At 39.5% G+C, this 19,756-nt stretch carries 16 protein-coding genes; 2 read left to right on the top strand and 14 right to left on the bottom strand.

Annotated features, from left to right (window positions below; all coding sequences use genetic code 11):
• Positions 1 to 24: 24 nt before the first annotated feature.
• The 9 genes from BUA02_RS14180 to BUA02_RS14225 all read right to left on the bottom strand — a co-directional run bounded on the left by BUA02_RS14180 (position 25) and on the right by BUA02_RS14225 (position 10,108).
• Complete coding sequence (locus BUA02_RS14180; RefSeq protein ID WP_072705409.1) at positions 25 to 1,014, bottom strand: HNH endonuclease; 990 nt, start codon at positions 1,012 to 1,014, stop codon at positions 25 to 27.
• Positions 1,001 to 2,806, bottom strand: a complete 1,806-nt coding sequence (locus BUA02_RS16150) for a DNA cytosine methyltransferase (RefSeq protein ID WP_072705410.1) — start codon at positions 2,804 to 2,806, stop codon at positions 1,001 to 1,003. Before BUA02_RS16150 ends, BUA02_RS14180 begins: the two co-directional genes overlap by 14 nt.
• A 212-nt stretch (positions 2,807 to 3,018) precedes the next feature.
• Positions 3,019 to 3,396: a DNA-directed RNA polymerase subunit alpha C-terminal domain-containing protein gene (locus BUA02_RS15620; protein WP_178297678.1), complete on the bottom strand. Its 378-nt coding sequence runs from the start codon at positions 3,394 to 3,396 to the stop codon at positions 3,019 to 3,021.
• Positions 3,329 to 3,835 carry an Lrp/AsnC family transcriptional regulator gene (locus BUA02_RS14195; protein WP_072705412.1) on the bottom strand — a complete coding sequence of 169 codons (507 nt, stop codon included), beginning with the start codon at positions 3,833 to 3,835 and terminating at the stop codon, positions 3,329 to 3,331. The genes BUA02_RS15620 and BUA02_RS14195 overlap by 68 nt, the downstream gene beginning before the upstream one ends.
• Before the next feature lie 433 nt (positions 3,836 to 4,268).
• Positions 4,269 to 5,687, bottom strand: coding sequence for a nucleotidyltransferase (locus BUA02_RS14205; protein WP_207647724.1), 1,419 nt, complete (start codon positions 5,685 to 5,687; stop codon positions 4,269 to 4,271).
• Positions 5,688 to 5,702: 15 nt separating this feature from the next.
• Positions 5,703 to 6,440 carry an SMODS-associated NUDIX domain-containing protein gene (locus tag BUA02_RS14210; RefSeq protein WP_083572784.1) on the bottom strand — a complete coding sequence of 246 codons (738 nt, stop codon included), beginning with the start codon at positions 6,438 to 6,440 and terminating at the stop codon, positions 5,703 to 5,705.
• A 209-nt stretch (positions 6,441 to 6,649) separates the two neighbouring features.
• On the bottom strand, positions 6,650 to 6,844 hold the full coding sequence (locus BUA02_RS14215) for a hypothetical protein (RefSeq protein WP_072705414.1): 195 nt from the start codon (positions 6,842 to 6,844) through the stop codon (positions 6,650 to 6,652).
• A gap of 152 nt (positions 6,845 to 6,996) precedes the next feature.
• A complete protein-coding gene (locus BUA02_RS14220) occupies positions 6,997 to 8,556 on the bottom strand; it encodes an ABC-F family ATP-binding cassette domain-containing protein (RefSeq protein WP_072705415.1) in 1,560 nt (519 codons plus the stop codon).
• A 52-nt stretch (positions 8,557 to 8,608) separates the two neighbouring features.
• Positions 8,609 to 10,108, bottom strand: coding sequence for a tagaturonate reductase (locus tag BUA02_RS14225; RefSeq protein WP_072705416.1), 1,500 nt, complete (start codon positions 10,106 to 10,108; stop codon positions 8,609 to 8,611).
• Between the two features lie 212 nt (positions 10,109 to 10,320).
• On the opposite strand from BUA02_RS14225, the gene BUA02_RS14230 reads away from it, so the two are divergent.
• Both BUA02_RS14230 and BUA02_RS14235 read left to right on the top strand, forming a co-directional pair.
• On the top strand, positions 10,321 to 12,174 hold the full coding sequence (locus BUA02_RS14230; RefSeq protein ID WP_072705417.1) for an Rqc2 family fibronectin-binding protein: 1,854 nt from the start codon (positions 10,321 to 10,323) through the stop codon (positions 12,172 to 12,174).
• A complete protein-coding gene (locus tag BUA02_RS14235; RefSeq protein WP_072705418.1) occupies positions 12,171 to 13,217 on the top strand; it encodes a M42 family metallopeptidase in 1,047 nt (348 codons plus the stop codon). Before BUA02_RS14230 ends, BUA02_RS14235 begins: the two co-directional genes overlap by 4 nt.
• A 210-nt stretch (positions 13,218 to 13,427) precedes the next feature.
• Here BUA02_RS14235 and BUA02_RS14240 read toward each other — a convergent pair whose 3' ends face one another.
• From BUA02_RS14240 to BUA02_RS14260, 5 genes are all read right to left on the bottom strand, one after another.
• The gene (locus BUA02_RS14240) at positions 13,428 to 14,354 is read right to left on the bottom strand and encodes a hypothetical protein (protein ID WP_143147439.1); all 927 of its coding nucleotides are present in this window, start codon (positions 14,352 to 14,354) and stop codon (positions 13,428 to 13,430) included.
• Positions 14,355 to 14,700: 346 nt separating this feature from the next.
• Positions 14,701 to 16,353, bottom strand: a complete 1,653-nt coding sequence (locus tag BUA02_RS14245; protein WP_072705420.1) for a putative polysaccharide biosynthesis protein — start codon at positions 16,351 to 16,353, stop codon at positions 14,701 to 14,703.
• Positions 16,354 to 16,362: 9 nt separating this feature from the next.
• Entirely contained in the window at positions 16,363 to 17,808 is a 1,446-nt protein-coding gene (gene glgA, locus BUA02_RS14250; RefSeq protein WP_071175921.1) for a glycogen synthase GlgA, read from the bottom strand.
• Positions 17,809 to 17,829: 21 nt separating this feature from the next.
• Positions 17,830 to 19,017 (bottom strand): cobalt-precorrin-5B (C(1))-methyltransferase CbiD, encoded by a 1,188-nt coding sequence (gene cbiD / locus BUA02_RS14255; RefSeq protein WP_072705421.1) that lies wholly within the window; start codon positions 19,015 to 19,017, stop codon positions 17,830 to 17,832.
• A 352-nt stretch (positions 19,018 to 19,369) separates the two neighbouring features.
• Positions 19,370 to 19,660 (bottom strand): hypothetical protein, encoded by a 291-nt coding sequence (locus tag BUA02_RS14260; protein ID WP_071175919.1) that lies wholly within the window; start codon positions 19,658 to 19,660, stop codon positions 19,370 to 19,372.
• Positions 19,661 to 19,756 lie beyond the last annotated feature (96 nt).

A 19,756-nucleotide genomic window follows, 5' to 3' on the forward strand; every position in this document is an offset into this window, starting at 1 on the left:
GACCATGTTGTTTTTCAAAAGACCTCAACCTTTATAAACATTTGTCCTATGGTACTCTAAATATTTACTCCTCTTATCATCTATCTGCAGTTTTGGCAAGCTCATACCATCATATATATTTAATCTATGCTGGTTCATTGGAGAAATCCACGGTGATACAGTAACAGTTTTATCATCGGTAAAAGTAATGTATCCCTGGTCAAAAAGCCTGTCATAGGTTGGCGTAAGCGCAAATCCGTTCTTATAATCTATCTTTTCTTCATCCGTAGATCTTGCCCATGGTTTAATATGACTAGCTATAAGCAGTCTCTCATCATTCACAAGCGTGAACGGGCAGTATTGGCAATCGTCAATCAGCTTTCTTCTATATTCTCCCTGTCCTTGCCTTGCCTCTACCAAGCTTTGCTTCTTTTTCTCGGACATGTTACTTTCAATAATCTTCTTTTCCTCAGCTTGCGCGAGTGGAGACTCATACTTGACTATATCTGATTTGTAATCAATAAAGATCCTACAATAGTAATATACTTTCCCTGCACTACTTTTCACTTTCATTATCGACAAATATGAAATGTTAGGTATTCCAACAGATCTCATCAAGTCATAATAGTCTGAATCCGACTGTAAATAAACTCGTGGTGGATTAACATCCTTACGATAAACAGAAAAAGACATTATCCTCTTTGCATACTCCGACACCCTATCTTGAAGTTCAGAATATATTTCAGGCATTTTTTCTTTTTTTACATAATCCTGCTGAGGATTCATATACTCTTCCTTTGCATCAAGCAAATACTTGTCAAAATCCTCTTTTAAAAAGAAAAACTCCCTATCTAGATTGTCGAAAAACTCATGATATCTATCGCCAACATTACCAACATATAGTTTTGCCTCGCCATGCCCCGTTCCAGTCTTATTCTTAACAAAAGAATCTGCTAAAGTAATGTTATTAAGAGCATCAAGCACTTCATATGTTTCATTGGCTATTCTGATTTTCTGAGTCTTAGGCTCCAACATTCAGCTCTTCCTTTCCTTCCAGCTGCGGATACGCTGAAAGAATCTCTTCCATGATGTGGATTAAAACATCGACAACTATAGAATTTCCCGCTTGCTGATACATGGACGTATCCGCAACAACAATCTTAAACTCATCTGAGAATCCCATTAATCTAAGACATTCTCTAGGTGTAAGCTTTCGAAGTCTTCCATCTGTAGTCACATAATTATCTACTCCAGCCCTATGCATCTTATGCATAGTAGTCAACAACGGACGCGCTATGTCGAGATCCGTCTTTGGCTTACTATAAAAATTCTTGGTTCCTGACGAAAGCACATATTTCACTACTTTTTCTGATAAGAAATATTTCTCCAACTCAGGAATATTATTCTTAACCGCATCATCCTCAGACTGGAACACAAAATCTCCATGCCAATTAAACTGTTGATTTTTCTTTTGGCAAAGTTGGATGTCACCATCAATTTGTGTGAATCTCTTTTCTAGATTCTTTTCCTTGGTTACAAACTCAACTCCCTTTTTAGGAAGAAAATATCCGCCAGGTGCATTGTCAAAAAGAAAATCTTTCATCTTTCTTTCTAATGCCATTGCCTCTGGAAATTCAAATTCATGATCTAAATCGAGATCATCCCTAAATCCAACAACAAAAAGCCTTTCTCGATTCTGAGGAATACCATAATCCCTCGCATTTAGCACTTTCCATGAGAAATGGTACCCCAGCTCTTTGAACACTTCTTGCATTTTCTTCCAAGTCTTACCTTTGTCATGAGATGTAACCGCTCTGACATTTTCATATATAAAAACTTTAGGCTTTATTTCATCGATCAAACGAGCATACTCATAAAACAATGTGCCACGAGTGTCGTCTAGGCCACGCTGCTTACCCACAAGTGAAAATGATTGACATGGGCTTCCTCCAACAAACAAGTCTACCTGTCCCTCATATTGTTTACCATCCAAAAAGGCAACATTCCAATGAAAATCATCCTCACTTATTTTGTAATTAGCCATATATGACTGTTTGACTTTATTCCTAGACTCAAGCCCCTTATACAGCGAGTCAATGTATTCCTTTCTTGCCTTCCAATCATCGCCCAAATCATCAAGATGCCTTTGCACCTTCATATAATTGATTTTCTCGTACAACTGACTTGTTCTCTGAGAAATATCCTGTACTTTTCTAATTATCTTCTTTCCATTTACTCCCTCTAGATAATCGTATAAAGCCTTCAAAGAGCTAGAAATTTCTTTCCAATCTATGTTATCTACAGATTCAAAATCAGATGACTCTCCTAATTCATCAAGAGAATTATCCTTCTTAAAATCATTGCTTACTTCCAAGATGATCTGAAGCTTTCTAAACTTCCTCTCTATATCAGATCCAGCATTAAAAGAATTCTTAAATGTTATGTACTCTTTAACCCTAGATTTCTTCACGCCATCCATTGAGATTATTTTATCAAGGAGCGCCACAATCGATGCTTCCTCATTAATATCAACCGCATTCAGAGCCTTTATCGCCTTTTTATACTCTTTTTGGGCCTCTTTAAGCATTCCTTCTAGCTGTTTCTTATATAGGTCATCATATTCATCAGCAAAACTAATATCCCTGATAGTCGAATCTAAAGTGCTCAATTCAACGCCTATATCATCTATATTCATCCCAACTTCTTTATCGAGAATATTAACATCACCATTATCACAGGCAAAAACAATTTCACTTTCAAGTCCCATCCTGTCCAATGCATGTTCAATTGCTCCGATCCCCGAAAATACTGTTGCTAATCTTATCATTACTTCTCTCACTCCCAAAAAACATTCTTCAGAATATTATATCATTTTTCCACATAAAATAGTGCTAGAACTATTCAAAACTCTCTTTTTCATTTTGGGTTCATTTATAGTTATTTGTTCGTTAGAATCTAGTTATTTGATAATACACATTATGAATGATTTATAGTCCAATAAACCTCTCACAATTCACCCCCGCATGTTTACTGTACTTTTTAACATTTCTTGTTGACATTAAGGAGAATCACCTCTTTCACGTAGCTCTCTCTTTTCTCCTGTGGAAGGCAACTTAACTGGTATAAAAAGAGCTTCTCCATGATTTCTCTGCAACTCTTAGTGCCACAATTTCTGATCTTACTGATTTCTGTTCCAGATGCTATCGCCTCTGCCAAGTCTCCGATAGTGCAGAAACCTGCACGCTTCAAGCTATTGTATGCTTTAACTCCAAGTTCGAGGTTTTCAATTGGTGTCTCACTCATTTTAGAATTCAGATAGATTCGGTAAAAGAACTTTCCACCCTTCTTTTCACGTATGTGATCTCCGGTTATCTGTTCTATTATCTGTGACAGTGCCTGACTCTGATCTGCGCTCATATTCAATTCCTCCGTATACATCCTTGATAACCTCTCGGACTGTGCGGGCATGATATTCTACAATATCATTTGCGCATGCCTTCTTGATTATCTTGGCCATGTAATTGATCTGCTCGGATGAATCAGATACAGCAACAAGATGAATATGATACTCCTTCATAGTTGTATAGATCTGCCTGACATAAACTGTTCTGGTTGCCGCATACTCAAGCACTCTGTCAAGGCCATCTAGTGTAGTAATAATATCAATCAACATTGTGATCTCATCATCACGCTTGATGTATGTGTTGTACTGACGGATGATACCTTCACTCTCAAGCTTTGCAACTCTTTTCTTTGCAGCAACTCTTGATATGTCAAGTCTTCTTCCAATCTCCTGATAGCTCATACGAGCATTGTCTCTGATCATCTTCAAAATCTGCTTATCTTTTTCATCCATGCTTCTTGCTCCTTATCAGTAGTCGACTCTGATGTAGCACATTATATGAATCAGGTATGTTTTTGGCAACAAAAAAGGTTACGAAACGTAACTTTCTGTTTTGTTTCGTAACCTTATAAAGCATAATGTGTGTCGTAATGTGTGTACATAATATGATATGAACATTAAACTAATTCAATAGTTGACAGTTAAGCTACCCTTTTGCATCATATGGGTCATCAAATCCCTTTGTAGTGATACATATAATTGATTGTTTCGTAGGGTGATTAATCTATTATCTTCAACCCTTTCAAAGCGATACAATTTTGATGGCATATTTTCACGTTTTACTTTATTTGCATTTCCTAATTTCCCGTCATGTAAATAGCTTATATAATTAGCCTTCCATCTTTCGTTGGTCATTTTTCCCCTTTTTTTCACTTTTTTACTTTATCTAAACTACTATCACTAAAAAAGGCTCACTTTTTCCGTAACATATTTCGTCCTTTACAATATATGCTTCCACATAATGGTCACCTTTATACTTAGTAGATTCTGTTCTAACTCGTTTTCCTTCTATAATGTCCGAATTATAAAAATCGCCACGAAGCTGCCCAACACTGGACGCTTCATATCCCGTATTAGTAACTTGCCAAAATATATCATATGAACGCAGATTATCAGCTTGTATTTCGAATCTTAAATCTACTTGCTTCATCAATGGCGTTCCGTTTTTTAGAGGATGAAATATCCCCCCATTCAATTTATACTTTGCACTAATTCTGACATCCTTAGATAGCTTAAGACGCCACTTAGGTTTCTTATGATGTGGTATAGCAAGAACATTTCGTTCATTCTGTGAAATTATGCTATGCTTTCTTTTTAAACTCCCCTCAAGATTACTGTAAGCAAATGCCCGTGTTTCATATCTATCAAATGAAAAATCCTCAGAAAGCTTTTTTTGCCATTTTAAAAATTCTTGATAATATGTATTATCATTCATCCATTTTTCTGAGAGGTTTTCATTCTGATTTACAGGATTTTTTACGCATTCTTTTCCATTCTCTCTATCCAAAAACAGAATCAATTTATTAGATAAAATAGATAATAAATCTTCAAAGCTTTCTATATTAGAACCATATGTACCAAAAGCCTTAGCCGATAAAGTAGTGATTATTATTGATGATGGTTTATGTTCCATGTCATTTTCAAACATCACTTCGGCATGACGCTTAAATAATTGAATAGCTCTTTGAAGAGGAGTTTTCACCTTATAATCTGGAACTTTTTCAATAGCACGCATTTGAACTGCAGCAAATTGCTTTTTATATAAACTATGCTGCGATATTTCTATAAACCATTTGTAATAGTCTTTAGGATTACTAATGTTCCAATTATTTGATATATCATAATAATTGGGATTTCTTTTGTCAGTGAAAGCTATTACATTACTCCAACCATCATTCACTACAGATGGCAGAATATCTAAATGAAAATTATGTTCATCAACATAGCTTAAAGTCCAGCAACGTTTTCCGTCGTGTGGCTCTTCTTTCATACTATTAGCATTTGCATACGAAACTACAGCTTCACCAACTACCTTCTTAAGACGATTTTGACTTATTTGTTTTTTACTATACGCTTTCATACAGCAAACAATATCAATATCATATGCACCATCATCTGTTAATGGTTTTATCGCTGTACCTAGCTTAAATGAACCCTGTAAAAACAGTTCAGGACCATATTGTTCAAAATGATTATTTATATAATTTGCTACCGCTTCATATCGAGAGACTGCTTTTTCATAATCACTATCTGGTACTTCTATATCTTTCAATAATTCCATTAGCTGCTTTGAATACTTAATCAAAATTCCCCCCTCTTTCTAAACTACATTTTTTGCATGCGCTCCAATTTTGTTTTCTACGCCATTAACCTCTACTGCTTCACGCTCAATATCACTCTGAGATACAAAACGTAAACTCTTCTCGCCCTGATTAATGACATTATTCAGCTTTTCCAGATATGTAGAATCAGAAAAAGTAACTTCATAAATATTGTGAATCAAGACTTCTTTACATCTAAATGCATTCGAATACCCAAGTTTACATTCTGCCTGTTTAATAAACTCAAATTTCGCATTTATTATTGCATTTTCTGGTATATATCCTGGAACTACAAGTTCTTCATAAAATTCCCGTGTTACATTAACTTCCCTATTTTTCCCAGAATTGAACCAACGGATAAACTTTAAGACATTTTTACCAGGAACATATACTCGTAAGTCCCCATCTTCATAAAAAATTGAATTTTGTTCTTCCGTTATATTCAAACTATTTTTGATGTCATTAAATGAAGAGTAATACTTATAGACTCCCCCAATAGGTTGAAACTGCTCAATTCTTTTTCCTTTAATTAATAGATATTTATTATCCATTTTTATACGAAACAGATATCCACAACTAAATCTTATTCTTTCTTTTCTATGCCCCAGCAATCCAAACCATATTTTTATATAACCTTTCGTATTTTTGAAAAAATCAATCACTGACGTAAATACCGAACCAAATATGGCACTTGCAATATTGCTTAATAAAAAATCAACCACCACTTCTCCCTTCATATATTTATACTGTTCCTTTTTCTCCAATTACATTCAACCATTTTGAAGGTCGAATAATTGCACTGAAAAGTGCGTCAACTCCCATAATTGCGCTACTTTTTATTATAACATACCCTTTACTAAAATGATGATGCAATTAGTTTATTTTGCAGATAAGAGACCACTGACATTTGCCAGTAGTCCCTTAATTAAGTCAAAAAAAGTCAAATTTAATCAATAATATCTCCATTCGGGCCCCAGAACACTTCATGATCTTCGCCATCATAATGGTTGTAATAGTGGTACCCATCTTCAAGCTTCTTACCACAATTAGTACATACATCCCAATAACCAAAATCATCTTCGAATCCCGTGGTAATAGTTCTTCTTCCTGAGCAAGCACAATATTCATTATTTTTCTTCATTTCTTTATCCTCCTGTTAAGCTGTTTCCCATACTCTATTGAGCAGCTATTTAATACCATGTTAAAATTCTAATTCATCATTTATCCTATAAATCGCCCACCAAAAAACCAGCCCCTTTCAGGGCTGGCTCCATACTATACTCTATAAAACTATTAAATTCTCGTTGTCCACTTAGAACAGTCCACAATCTCTGTAGCAATATCCTCGTAGAAATCTGGTTCATGGCATACCATGAGGATGCTGCCCTTATATTCTTTGAGGGCTCTTTTGAGTTCGTCCTTGGCATCTACGTCTAGGTGGTTTGTTGGCTCGTCGAGAACTAAGAGATTTGACTCGCGGTTGATGAGCTTGCACAGGCGAACCTTTGCCTGTTCACCACCTGATAAGACTTTGCACTTGCTTTCGATGTGCTTGGTTGTGAGGCCGCACTTAGCAAGGGCTGAGCGAACTTCATACTGAGAGAAGCCTGGGAATTCCTGCCAGATTTCTTCCATACAGGTTGTTTCTATGTTAGGATCCATCTCCTGCTGGAAATAACCGATCTCTACGTTTTCTCCAAGTTCTACGGAGCCGCTGATGGCTGGGATGAGGCCCAGGATGCTCTTAAGGAGTGTTGTCTTACCGATACCGTTAGCTCCTACAAGGACGATCCTAGAGTTTCTCTCCATGTTGATATTAAGCGGAGATGAAAGTGGTTCATCATAGCCTATCACAAGGTCTTTTGTCTCAAAGATCATCTTACCTGGAGTTTTGGCAACTTTGAAATTAAACTCTGGCTTTGGCTTTTCCTGAACCTTTTCAATAATGTCCATGCTGTCTAATTTCTTTTGCCTTGCCATTGCCATGTTTCTGGTGGCAACGCGGGCCTTATTTCTTGCAACGAAGTCCTTTAGTTCTGCGATCTCCTGCTGCTGCCTATTATATGCTGCTTCTCTCTGAGCTTTTTTCATCTCATAGACTTCCATGAACTTGTCGTAGTCACCAACGTATCTCTCAAGGGTATGAGTCTGGCCATCCATGTGGTAGATGATGTTGACTACGCTATTGAGGAATGGAATGTCATGAGATATGAGGATAAAAGCGTTCTCATATTCCTGAAGGTATCTGGTGAGCCATACGATGTGCTCTGCATCCAGGTAGTTGGTAGGCTCGTCTAGGAGAAGGATATCAGGCTTTTCCAAAAGAAGCTTAGCAAGGAGGATCTTGGTCCTCTGACCTCCGGAAAGCTCTGTAACATCTCTATCAAGACCAAGGTCCAAAAAGCCCAGTGCTCTTGAAACCTCTTCTATCTTGGAATCTATAAGGTAGAAGTCGTGGTTGGTGAGAAGGTCCTGAATGGTTCCAAGCTCTTCCATGTACTCTTCAAGGGTCTTTTCATCAGCTTCACCCATGGCGTCGCAGATCTCGTTCATCCTGCGCTCCATGTCATAAAGTGGCTCGTAGGCTGATGCCAGCACGTCCCTGATGGTCATGCCTTCATGGAGGACTGCGTGCTGATCAAGATAGCCTACCTTTACATTCTTGGCCCACTCGATCTTGCCGGCATCTGGCATGAGCTTACCTATTATGATATTCATAAAGGTTGACTTACCTTCGCCGTTAGCTCCTACTAGGCCGATATGTTCGCCTTTTAACAGTCTAAAAGACACATCATCAAATATTGCTCTATCACCAAAACCGTGAGTTAAGTGTTCAACGTTTAAAATACTCATTATTTACCTCATCTATTTTTAATCGCAACAGGCAATATTATAGCATGGAATTTTATAGGCAGGAAGCGTAAGCTTTTTCTGCGCCTTCTGTTCTGATGAGATGTAAGTTTTCTGTTACTTTCTCTGTGAGGCCTTCGATCTTGTTAAGGTCCTGATCCCACATCTTTTCATTACCAAGTACTGCTGCCACAAGGTCTTTTTCTGAATCATTTCTGTGTTCATAGTAGAATTCAAGAGCCCATCTATTATCGCTTACTGTGTAGGTATTGCCTTTTGGTCTCTTACATACAAGGCCAGCCTCAGTGAGCTCCTGAACATCATTTGAATAAAATGCGATATAAGCTGCAAGCGACATTGTAAGGCAAGTTGGGAGTTTATGATTCTTGTCAATGTACTGCAGGAATGATGGCATGTTGCGGGCTTTCCACTTACTTGTTGAGTTAAGGGAAATTGACATGAGCTCATGGTTTACGAATGGGTTATTGAATCTATCCTTAACTGCTGTAGCGAAGTTATTGAGGTCGTTCTCATCAAGGTGATCTACGAGGGTTGGGATAACTTCTTCGTTTAACATCTTGTTCATGAAGCCTGCTACTGTCTCATTGTGCATGCAGTCTCTTACGATATCAAAGCCAGCAAGGTATGCTCCAAGGACAAAGCCTGTGTGAGCGCCGTTTAGGATCCTAACCTTTCTGTGCTTGTATGGCATAACGTCTGGAACAACGTGGACGTTTACGCCGGCTTTTTTAAATGGGAGTCTATCTTCAAGTTCCTGTGGGCCTTCAATGATCCACACGCCAAAGATCTCACCTACGTCGATTAGTTCGTCATGGTAGCCGTTTGCTTCTTCGAGCTTTGCTACTTCCTTTTCGTCGCGGATCCTACCTGGAACTATCCTATCTACAAGGGTTGAGCAAAAGATATTTTCTTTATTCACCCAGGTCTTGAAGTCGCTTTCAAGGTTCCACTGGTCGATGTACTGATTTACGCACTTAAGGAGCTCTTTTCCATTATTATCAATGAGCTCGCAGGAAAGAACTACTACGCCTTTCTTGCCAGCCTTAAATCTGGTATAGAGGACCTGAGTGAGCTTACCAGGAAAGCTGCTTGCTGGAGTATCTGCGAAGTTGCAGGCTGGATCATAGGCGATACCTGCTTCTGTAGTATTGGATGCGATGATATCAAGGTCGTCGCTTGCTGCGATCTCCATCATCTTGTCGTAGTCACTCTTATTGTATGGGTTGAGGCAACAGTCTACGGCTGAGATGACTCTTTTCATATCGACCTTCTGACCGTTCTCGCTGCCACGAAGGTACAGGGTGTAGAGACCTTCCTGCTTGTTGATGAGGTCTGTGAGGCCCTGGGCGATTGGCTGCACCAGGGCTACCTTGCCGTTAAAGCCTGCCTTCTCATTGCTGATGTCAAAAAAGTAATCTACAAAGGCTCTAAGGAAATTGCCTTCGCCGAACTGGAGCACCTTGACTGGAGCTTCCTTCTGGATGAAGCCTTCGTAGCCTGATCTTGATAAGACATCATAGTTTAATTGTTCCATTGCTATATCCTCCTTAAAATGTAACCTCTTACATTGTTGTTTCAAATGTTATTTTTCATAATAAGTTATAGCATAGAAATGTAAGCGTTTACAAGAAGAATTTTTTAACTTAAATTAGGGCTTACAAGCTGATTCTATGCTATACTGAATATGTTTTTTATTGAATAGGATTTCTACGGTATTCCTGTTCTATTTTAGAAAGGTTTTTTATTATGGCTTTTGATGGAATTACAATTGCAAATCTTACCAAAGATTTAAGCGACTACCTTGTGGGTGGACGTATATATAAGATTGCTCAGCCGGAAAGTGATGAGCTTGTTATCACCGTTAAGTTGTCCTATGAGAATGCGGACAAATATGGTATCAAGCAAAAGAGGCTTGTGCTGTCTTCTGATGCTACTCTTCCTCTTGTTTACATGACTGATGACAACAAGAACTCACCTATGACTGCGCCTAATTTCTGTATGCTGCTTCGTAAACACATACAGAATGGCCGCATTGTGTCTGTGACTCAGCCTGGGGGCCTTGAGAGGGTCATCAGGATGGAGGTTGAGCACCTTGATGAAATGGGGGATCTTCGTCACAAGACTCTTATCATCGAAATCATGGGCAAGTACAGTAACATCATATTTACTGATGAGGAGGATGTGATCATTGACTCTATCAAGCATATCCCTGCTTCAGTAAGTTCTGTCCGTGAGGTTTTGCCTGGCAGGAAGTACTTTATTCCAAGTCAGGATAAGTGCAATCCTCTTGAGACTTCTGCAGATGAATTTTCATCCTGTGTTCTGAGTAAGGGGATGCCTATATTTAAAGCTATTTATGGTTCATATACTGGTCTTAGTCCTATTATTGCTCAAGAGATTTGCTATAGAGCTAGTGTGGACGCGGATAAGTCTGCTATTGCGCTTGAGACGGCGGAGGCTATCGCGGTTTACAAGGCTTTTGATGAGGTTATGAGTATTGTAAGAAATGGAGAGTTTGTGCCTCAGATAATATATGAAGAGGGAGTTCCTAAAGAATACTCTTCTATTCCTCTAAAGATATATGGAGCTTCTGATGGGGAATCTGTTGATGATTCTGTGGATGGTTCTGTTGATGCTGTGGGAGGAATTTCTGGTAGGTTTGAGTGTGTGGAAGTGGGTGATATATCTGAGTTGATCTTGCAGTATTATGCTGAGAAAGACGTGGCTACTAGGATACGCCAGAAGTCTGTTGACCTTCGCAAGATCGTCCAGACTGCCCTTGAACGTAATGTCCGTAAGCTTGACCTTCAGACCAAGCAGCTTGCTGATAGCGAAAAGAAAGACAAATACAGGGTTTACGGCGAACTTCTTACTGTTTATGGTTACAGCGCCAAGGAGGGTGATAAGTCTATCACAGTGAATGACTACAACACCGGGGAGGATGTGACGATTCCTCTTGATCCTACTCTTTCACCTAATCAGAATGCCAAGAAGTATTTTGACAAATATACCAAGCTTAAGCGTACCGCTGAGGCTCTTGATGAACAGATCAAAGAAGTTTCGGAGGCGGTTTCACAGCTTGAATCAATAGAGTCAGCTCTTGAGATTGCAGAAAATGAGGCTGACCTTGCTCAGATAAGGCAGGAGCTTGTTGATAGCGGATATCTTAAGGCTCACTACAATGGCAAGAAGGGCCGAAGGGACAAGGTTACTTCAAAACCTTTACACTATGTGAGCTCTGATGGTTTTGACATATATGTGGGTAAAAACAATCTTCAGAATGATGAGCTTACTTTCAAGATGGCTAACGGGGGCGACTGGTGGTTCCATTCCAAGAAGATTGCAGGGTCACACGTAGTTCTTTTAACAGGGGGTAAGGAGGTGCCTGACAGAGCCTTCGAGGAGGCTGCGGCTCTTGCTGCCTACTATTCAAAGGGCAAGAACCAGGAAAAGGTTGAGATTGACTATCTTAAACGCAAGGATGTCAAAAAGCCAAACGGCGCAAAGCCTGGTTTTGTGGTATATTACACTAATTATTCTATGGCTATAGCTCCTGACATTTCGGGACTTAGACTTATAAATGAAGGAGAAAACAAATGAAAAAATTGAATCTTAAAAAGTACACAGACTTTATTGTCAAAGAGACTTCAGATCTTCTAAACATTGACTCTCCTACCGGCTACACTGAGGAGGCTGCAGCTTGGGTCAAGAAGGAATTTGAAAATCTTGGTTTTAAGGCTACTCTCACTAACAAGGGCGGCGTTATCGTTGATCTTACAGGTAAAGACAAGAAAAATGGTCTTTTACTCGAGGCTCACACAGATACTCTGGGAGGTATGGTTGCTACTATCAAGTCAAATGGCCGTCTCCAGCTTACAAACCTTGGTGGCATGAACCCTAACAATGCTGAGACTGAGAATGTCCGCGTTGTTACTAAGTTTAATGGCATCTATGAGGGTACTTTCCAGCTAAACAACGCTTCTATCCATGTGAATGGCGACTACGATGATACCAAGAGAACTTGGGAGAGCTGCGAAATTGTCCTTGATGAGGATGTTAATTCTAAGGAAGATGTTGAAAAGCTCGGCATCTCTGTTGGCGACATTGTTTGCTTTGAACCTAATGTTCGCGTTACCAAGTCTGGCTACATCAAGTCCCGTTTCCTTGACGACAAGCTTAGCGTAGGAATCCTTCTTGGTCTTGCTAAGTATATCAAGGAGAACAAGATCACTCCTAAGAGAGCTCTTTATGCTCATATTACTGTATTTGAGGAAGTTGGACACGGCGGATGCGGCTCAGTTCCTGAAGGCTGCACAGAAGCTATATCAGTAGACATGGGTTGTGTTGGCGATGGTCTTACCTGCACAGAGCGTCAGGTTTCTATCTGCGCCAAGGACAGCGGCGGCCCTTACAGCTATCCTATCGTTCAGGCTCTTATGAAAGCTGCCAAGGACACAGGCGCTGACTACGCTGTAGACATTTACCCTCATTACGGCAGCGACGTTGAAGCTACTCTCCGCTCCGGCAATGACCTACGCCACGGTCTCATCGGCGCAGGTGTCTATGCATCTCACGGCTACGAACGCAGCCACCGCGACGGCGCAGAGAATACGCTGAAGCTTCTCATCGGCTACTGCTGCTAAGGTTGACTTCCGAAATGGACCTAGGGGACGGGGTTAGTGGACCATTTTTTGAGACCTAGGGACGGAGGTTAGGGCTCATTTTTTACTTGGAGCAATGTAATGTAAAAAGGCTTCTACCAAGATGGTAGAAGTCTTTTTATTCTTGGCAACAGTTTTGTCGCCTTTTTTGTCTATATTTACATGTTTTTGCTTATTCTTTACCCATTTGGATTATTTTAATTTGTTCTGTACGTCCAAGATTTGATCTAATGGATAGTCACAGAATTCCGCGATCTCTTCTGGCTTTTTTCCTCTTCGGAGCATGTCAGAAATCTTATCAAAGTCTCTCTGTTCTATTCCTTGTTCTATTCCTTGTTCTATTCCTTGCTCTATACCCTGTACTATTCCCTTTTCTATACCCAGTTCAACGCCTTTGTTCTCGGCATCCTTAAGTTCATCAGCCATAAGTTCTCTCAATGCTTCACACATACTAGTATCTCCTTTCAGCTTATCATACAGTTCCTTGTTGCTCATGGTACTGATCTGTAGCACCGCGTCAGCAAAACGCTTGTCTCCTGGCTCAGTGTATTTACTTGCCTCTTCAAGGAATTGTCTTACTGTATCTTCATCTGCTTTCTTTCTCATTACAGATAAAGCTTTTAAACTTGAATCTCTGAGCTCACTGATGACAACAACGGATATCGGAATGTCTATCATTCCGTAAACCTTGTATACACCAGGGTCCTGCTCTTCGACTCTCACACCTTTTTCTCTTAAATTCTTAAATAACTTAACTGGCTTGGCCGCTCTAAATATCGATATTGTTATCTCGCTTGCTTTGATCTCATCGACCGTCTTTCCAAGGCTTTTGAAGATACAAGTATATCCAATCACCTTCCACAGAACATCAACATTGAGCTCATCATTTGGGTTCTTGTACTCAATGATATTGTAAGTCCTGTAATCTCGCCCGATTGCATTATCAACATAAACATCGTGGCGCTTCTTGATAACTAGATAGTCAATTCTGAGTGGCTCGCTTGAAAGAGGATGTTCACGCTCCACCTCAATATCTTTTGCATAAGCGCGCAAGCTCAGCATCAAGCCACCTTCAAATCCGGAATGCCAGTCCACTCGCTGTTTTTCGCTTTCAGTCATTGTAATTATATCACCGCCTTTTTTTATCAACAACTAACTCTTTTGTAGCAGATTATGGGATTGTCGGCATAAATCGCCTTTGCAACAGAAAGTTGCATTTCGCTCTGAATGAGCTCAAATATTAGTGTAGCAGATAAATCTTAAGATTTATTGTAGGAATTTCTTAAGATTGCTTAAGAATTCGTTTTTTACCCCTAAATTCGTGATTAGGGGTAAAGTTTTTTCAAAACCGCCTCGCTATTGAAAATAAAACTTGCAAAAAGGGGCTAAAATAGGCCAAAAGGGTAAAGAATTAAGAGAAATCTTGTCATATTGCCTTCATTTACAAAGACAAGGGCCATAAAGCTTACATCACCCTAAACTTCTTGAGCAACCTCACGATTGCTGTACCCTTAGGGAAACGCTTGATATCATCTTCTGTTGCGCCGCCGGACTTGATGAGCACTACGAAGTAGGCTGGAATTGCGGCGGCAACTGCAAACATAGTTGCAAAGAGATTCACGAAGTACCAGCTAGGCACAAAGAGACCAAACAAAAATTCAAAGAGCTTATATACTCCAAAAGCTACGCCGCCCATGACTACTGCTGAAATTGTTGGAAGAATGTACGCCTTTTTGAAGTCGTTTCGAACACGAATATGCTTTTTCATTACAACATTATTGAGTACGCACATCATAAGTGAATAAACAATAGTCACGATACAAAGTGCGATATCATTAAGATCAGTGTATAAGAGAAGTGGCACCAGTATAGCTGCCTGAGCAACAAGTGAAAGTGCTGCATTGATAACAGGTGCAATAAGCTGACCTATTCCTTGAAGTACTGCGTTTGTTACAGTTGATATTGAATAAAAGATTACTGTCACAGACAGAACCATAAGTAGCATTGAAGCCTCTCCTATAGAAGACTTCTGTGGGAACAGAATTGTAACTACTGGTCTTGCAAGGGCAAAAAGACCAACAGCACATGGTGCTGAGATCATGTAGATCACTCGAAGAACCCTTGAGACAATATCTCTAACTTCAGCTTTATCTCCCTTTGAAAATGCTGCTGAGAGCTCTGGCATCATAGCAGAAGCTGCTGCGCTGGCAAAAGCTATAGGAATATTTGTAATGAGCATGGACTTTCTAATGAAGATTCCATACATAGTTGCAACCTTCTGCTCATCAATATTTCTCACATGCATAAGGATCCTGTTAAAGAAAACATTATTCAGGTATGAAGAAAGATTGTAGATTGCAGTACTGATAATGAAAGGCGTAACGATCATGAGGATCATCCTGAATATCTCAGAGGATGGCATATCTTCATGGGTATCTGCATTTACTCTCCTATGAATTCCTTTTCTGTTAACACAGTATACAAAGTACATGAACAAAAGAGCTATGACAACTCCTGAACCTGTACCGATGGCACTACCAATGGCTCCGTAGACAGCTCTTTTGGTAGTATCTTCATTGCCCGCAATATTAGTAAGAATAAGGGCTCCGCCGACGCTGACTATAGCGTTGAGAATCTGCTCGATAAGCTGAGAAATGGATGTTGGAACCATTGTCCTGTGGGCCTGGAAATAGCCTCTGAGGACACCAAGGAAGCCAAATATGAAGATCGTTGGTGCAAAAAATCTAAGAACAAGTGCAGAATTACCGGTTGCCAGAATATCTGCTCCAAAGAACAAAATGAAACTTCCGATTCCGCCTACGATTGAAACATATACAAGAGCGCATTTAAAGATCCTGTGTGCGTTCCTATACTCTTTTACCGCGAGTTTACCTGAGATAATCTTGGACATAGCAGATGGAATGCTATATGCAGATATTAAAAGAATAATGGTATAAACATTATAAGCAGCTCCATAATAGCCATTTCCTTCATCTCCTATTATTGCTGCCAGTGGACTACCATATAACAGGCCGATAACTCTTGAGATAATACCAGCTATCGCAAGAATACCAGCCTGCTTTAATAGATTTTTCTTTGAATTTTCCTGTCTATTCATAAATAATCATTAAGGTTTCAGCCAATCGTACATTTCCTGATACTTCTCAGCGGAAACCTTCCATGAGAAGTCAACTGCCATGGCACGATCGATCATCTTATTCCATTCGCGCTTCTGATCATAATACACATGCTCTGCTTCGCGGATTGTACCAAGCATCTCGTGAGCATTGTAGTTGAGGAAGCCAAAACCTGTTCCTGTGCTTTCAAATTTGTTGTAAGGCTCAACGGTATCAATAAGTCCGCCTGTCTGTCTTACAATCGGTATTGTACCATATCTTAACGCCATTAGCTGAGAAAGTCCACAGGGTTCAAAAAGTGATGGCATAAGGAATACGTCAGAAGCCGCATATATCTTGTGTGACATAGGTTCAGAATAATAGATATTTGCTGAAACTTTGTCATTGTACTTCCAATCAAAGTGTCTAAAAGAGTTCTCGTACTGCTCAGAACCTGTTCCCAAAACTACAAGCTGAATTGCATCCTGACAAAGCTCATCAAGAACGTAGTTGATAAGATCAAAGCCCTTCTGATCAGTAAGCCTTGAGACGATACCGATCATCATGACCTTCTCATCTTCCTTAAGCCCCAGTTCTTTTTGCAGAGCCTTTTTATTCTTGACCTTCTCCTTGCGGAAGTTGATGGCGTTGTAGTTGTAAGGAATATACTTATCGGTCTCAGGATTGAATTCATCGTAGTCGATGCCGTTTACGATACCTCTAAGGTCATTAGCCCTTGCACGAAGGAGTCCGTCCAGCTCTTCACCATAGAACTCTGTCTTGATTTCCTCTGCGTAAGCCTTACTAACTGTAGTAATGGCATCTGAGTAGACAATTCCTCCCTTTAAAAGGTTTGCATCCTTGTATAGGCCAAGCTTATCAGGTGAAAAGTAATAATCTGGCAGACCTGTGATATCCTGAACTGTCTTAATGTCATACTTACCCTGGAACTTAAGGTTGTGGATAGTCATAACAGCCTTAATTCCTCTATAGAACTCACTTCCCTGGAATCTCTCTTTTAAATAAACCGGCACAAGTCCTGTCTGCCAGTCATGGCAGTGGATGATATCTGGTCTAAAGTCAATAACAGGAAGTATAGAAAGAGCTGCCTTAGAAAAGAAGGCGAACTTCTCTATCTCAAAAATAACGTCGTCGCCATAGGGCTTCATTCCGTTAAAAAAGAATTCGTTATCAATAAAATAATACTTAATTCCGTCAATTTCTGCTTTAAAGATTCCTACATATTCATTTTTCCAATGGAAATCCATGTAGAAATTTGAGACATACTCCATTTTGTCTTTCATTGGCTGGCTAATGCACTTATACAGTGGCAACACCACCCTGACATCGAAATATCGTTTATCGATATCCTTAGGAAGAGAACCTACTACGTCAGCAAGTCCACCTGTTTTTATGAAAGGAACCCCTTCTGATGCCACAAAAAGAATATTTTTCATACGTCTACATCTCCTACTATATCATTTTAACTTAAGTGATAATGCATATTGCTCCTGAGATACCTTGACCAGTACATTTCTGGTATCATCAGTCTGTCCCAAAAGTCCAAATTCTTTTGAAAAAAGCGCAACGCCAAACTTGAGCTTGCCATGGCTCCTTCTATAAACAGCGTTTGATATCTCTAACATGATGCTTGACATTACTTTATCCCTAATGCCCCATGAATCAAGTAGTGCAAGAATCTCATCTGTTGTATTGCATCCCATGACTGTTCTGACCTGACTAGAGGTTCCGCCCACTATTGCTGTATGTGCGGAAAAGATCTCTCTTCTGGCGTCAGATGCATAGGAATTAGTATTCATGATACCTGCCGCAAGCTTAACGAGTTTACCTACATTTCCTACAAGAAGCATGTTCTCGCCGCCATTTGCAACTATAGCATCGATTGCGTCACCTGGATAGTTAAAACATCTAACTGCAGTCTTAAGAGATACGTGAAGGCTGTCATTTATTTCTTTTGCACAGTAATTACCTGGAGCTACAAGGAAGTTTTTAACCCCAAGATTTGCCTGTTTCTTGACCTGATCTGCAATTGAACTTGTAATGTCCCTTTGATGGATTCTAAAAATCCTGCCGTAATCACCAAGAATCGAGATGCCACCAGTAAACATGTTCTGTCCCATAGTCTGCTTGGCTGCTATCATCATTCCATCAGGGCAGCTGACTGTAATCTGAAGGAGCTGAGCTCCATCTGAGATCTCGCAGGCTTCTCCAACTGCATCAAATATGAGTTTTCTGGCATTTTTCTCGATAAGAGGTTCACCTTTTTTGATGTCAGCAGTATCCATCTGCGCAGTGCCGATTCCTTCGCCGCCACACAAGAAAAGATTCCCATATCTCATGTCGATATGAGCATTATCGCTTACGTCATATAAATTTTTAATTTTGGAAACTGTTACGTGAATCTCAGCCTTTTCTCTGATGTCAGGTGGATTGCCACCTTCCATAATGGCATAGTAATGGGCTGATTCGTCATTACAAGCCGAAGATACCTGATATACAGAAATAGTCCTGGGACTATTATCTCCATGTTGGATAGATACATATTCATAATCCGTTTTAAAGAGCAGACAAACTGCGGCAGCTCTTGCGGCTGCTGCTGCACAATCTCCTGTAGTTAAACGGCTGATAACAAAACTTGGATCCATATATGCTCCTTCTTTAAATGTCTTTACGTGTGTCAATTGAGCATGTACATCAATATATAGTATTATACAATATTTCGTAAATATAAAAAATAGTAAGTTGGAATTAACTAAATAACGTGTACACGTTATTTATTATTTCGATTTAATTTATGCTTTATTTAGAAAACGTCCATATTTTGTCCAAATTTAGAATATATTATATTACTATCAGAAGTATAAAACTTCTGACTCCCCCAACAAAACTTTTTTCATACCGGGTCGATTGGCTCCCCACCGATCGACCCCTCCTCCCAAAAAAAGTACCACCTCTTTCGAGGTGGTTTTTTTAATGGTGTTATGCTTCTTAAATTATTTAAGCAGAAATTGCTGTGAGCTCTTCTGTCTTTACTTCTTCAGAATCTGTAGCGATCATGTCTGTCTTTCTAACAGCTCTGATTCCAAAACTTCCTACATAGCTGATTCCTTTTAATAAACTTCTGATAGTCTTGATAGACTTTTCAATCTCATCTGCATTTGTAACGATGATCGTAGGAACACCGCTTCCTGCCATTTCTACTCTATATCCAGCATCCTTAAGGGCCTTCATAGCCTTAATCTTGTCTGTTGTTGTGATCTCTTCAAGCTCTTTCTCTACTTTTGCCATTTCTATATACCTTTCTGAATCCCATCGACAAATAGTACCAGTGAGTAATATAACATATTTGTTTATAAAAATCAAATAAAATTTATAGATTTTTAA

Origin of the sequence: Butyrivibrio hungatei DSM 14810 (assembly GCF_900143205.1) — a bacterium.
GTDB classification, from domain to species: domain Bacteria; phylum Bacillota; class Clostridia; order Lachnospirales; family Lachnospiraceae; genus Butyrivibrio; species Butyrivibrio hungatei.

What these genes read in the sequence shown, in the direction of transcription:
- BUA02_RS14180 (WP_072705409.1), bottom strand. Translation starts at nt 1,014, where the DNA reads ATGTTGGAGCCTAAGACTCAGAAAATCAGAATAGCCAATGAAACATAT.
- BUA02_RS16150 (WP_072705410.1), bottom strand. Translation starts at nt 2,806, where the DNA reads ATGATAAGATTAGCAACAGTATTTTCGGGGATCGGAGCAATTGAACAT.
- BUA02_RS15620 (WP_178297678.1), bottom strand. Translation starts at nt 3,396, where the DNA reads ATGAGCGCAGATCAGAGTCAGGCACTGTCACAGATAATAGAACAGATA.
- BUA02_RS14195 (WP_072705412.1), bottom strand. Translation starts at nt 3,835, where the DNA reads ATGGATGAAAAAGATAAGCAGATTTTGAAGATGATCAGAGACAATGCT.
- BUA02_RS14210 (WP_083572784.1), bottom strand. Translation starts at nt 6,440, where the DNA reads ATGAAGGGAGAAGTGGTGGTTGATTTTTTATTAAGCAATATTGCAAGT.
- BUA02_RS14215 (WP_072705414.1), bottom strand. Translation starts at nt 6,844, where the DNA reads ATGAAGAAAAATAATGAATATTGTGCTTGCTCAGGAAGAAGAACTATT.
- BUA02_RS14220 (WP_072705415.1), bottom strand. Translation starts at nt 8,556, where the DNA reads ATGAGTATTTTAAACGTTGAACACTTAACTCACGGTTTTGGTGATAGA.
- BUA02_RS14225 (WP_072705416.1), bottom strand. Translation starts at nt 10,108, where the DNA reads ATGGAACAATTAAACTATGATGTCTTATCAAGATCAGGCTACGAAGGC.
- BUA02_RS14230 (WP_072705417.1), top strand. Translation starts at nt 10,321, where the DNA reads ATGGCTTTTGATGGAATTACAATTGCAAATCTTACCAAAGATTTAAGC.
- BUA02_RS14235 (WP_072705418.1), top strand. Translation starts at nt 12,171, where the DNA reads ATGAAAAAATTGAATCTTAAAAAGTACACAGACTTTATTGTCAAAGAG.
- BUA02_RS14240 (WP_143147439.1), bottom strand. Translation starts at nt 14,354, where the DNA reads ATGACTGAAAGCGAAAAACAGCGAGTGGACTGGCATTCCGGATTTGAA.
- BUA02_RS14245 (WP_072705420.1), bottom strand. Translation starts at nt 16,353, where the DNA reads ATGAATAGACAGGAAAATTCAAAGAAAAATCTATTAAAGCAGGCTGGT.
- glgA (WP_071175921.1), bottom strand. Translation starts at nt 17,808, where the DNA reads ATGAAAAATATTCTTTTTGTGGCATCAGAAGGGGTTCCTTTCATAAAA.
- cbiD (WP_072705421.1), bottom strand. Translation starts at nt 19,017, where the DNA reads ATGGATCCAAGTTTTGTTATCAGCCGTTTAACTACAGGAGATTGTGCA.
- BUA02_RS14260 (WP_071175919.1), bottom strand. Translation starts at nt 19,660, where the DNA reads ATGGCAAAAGTAGAGAAAGAGCTTGAAGAGATCACAACAACAGACAAG.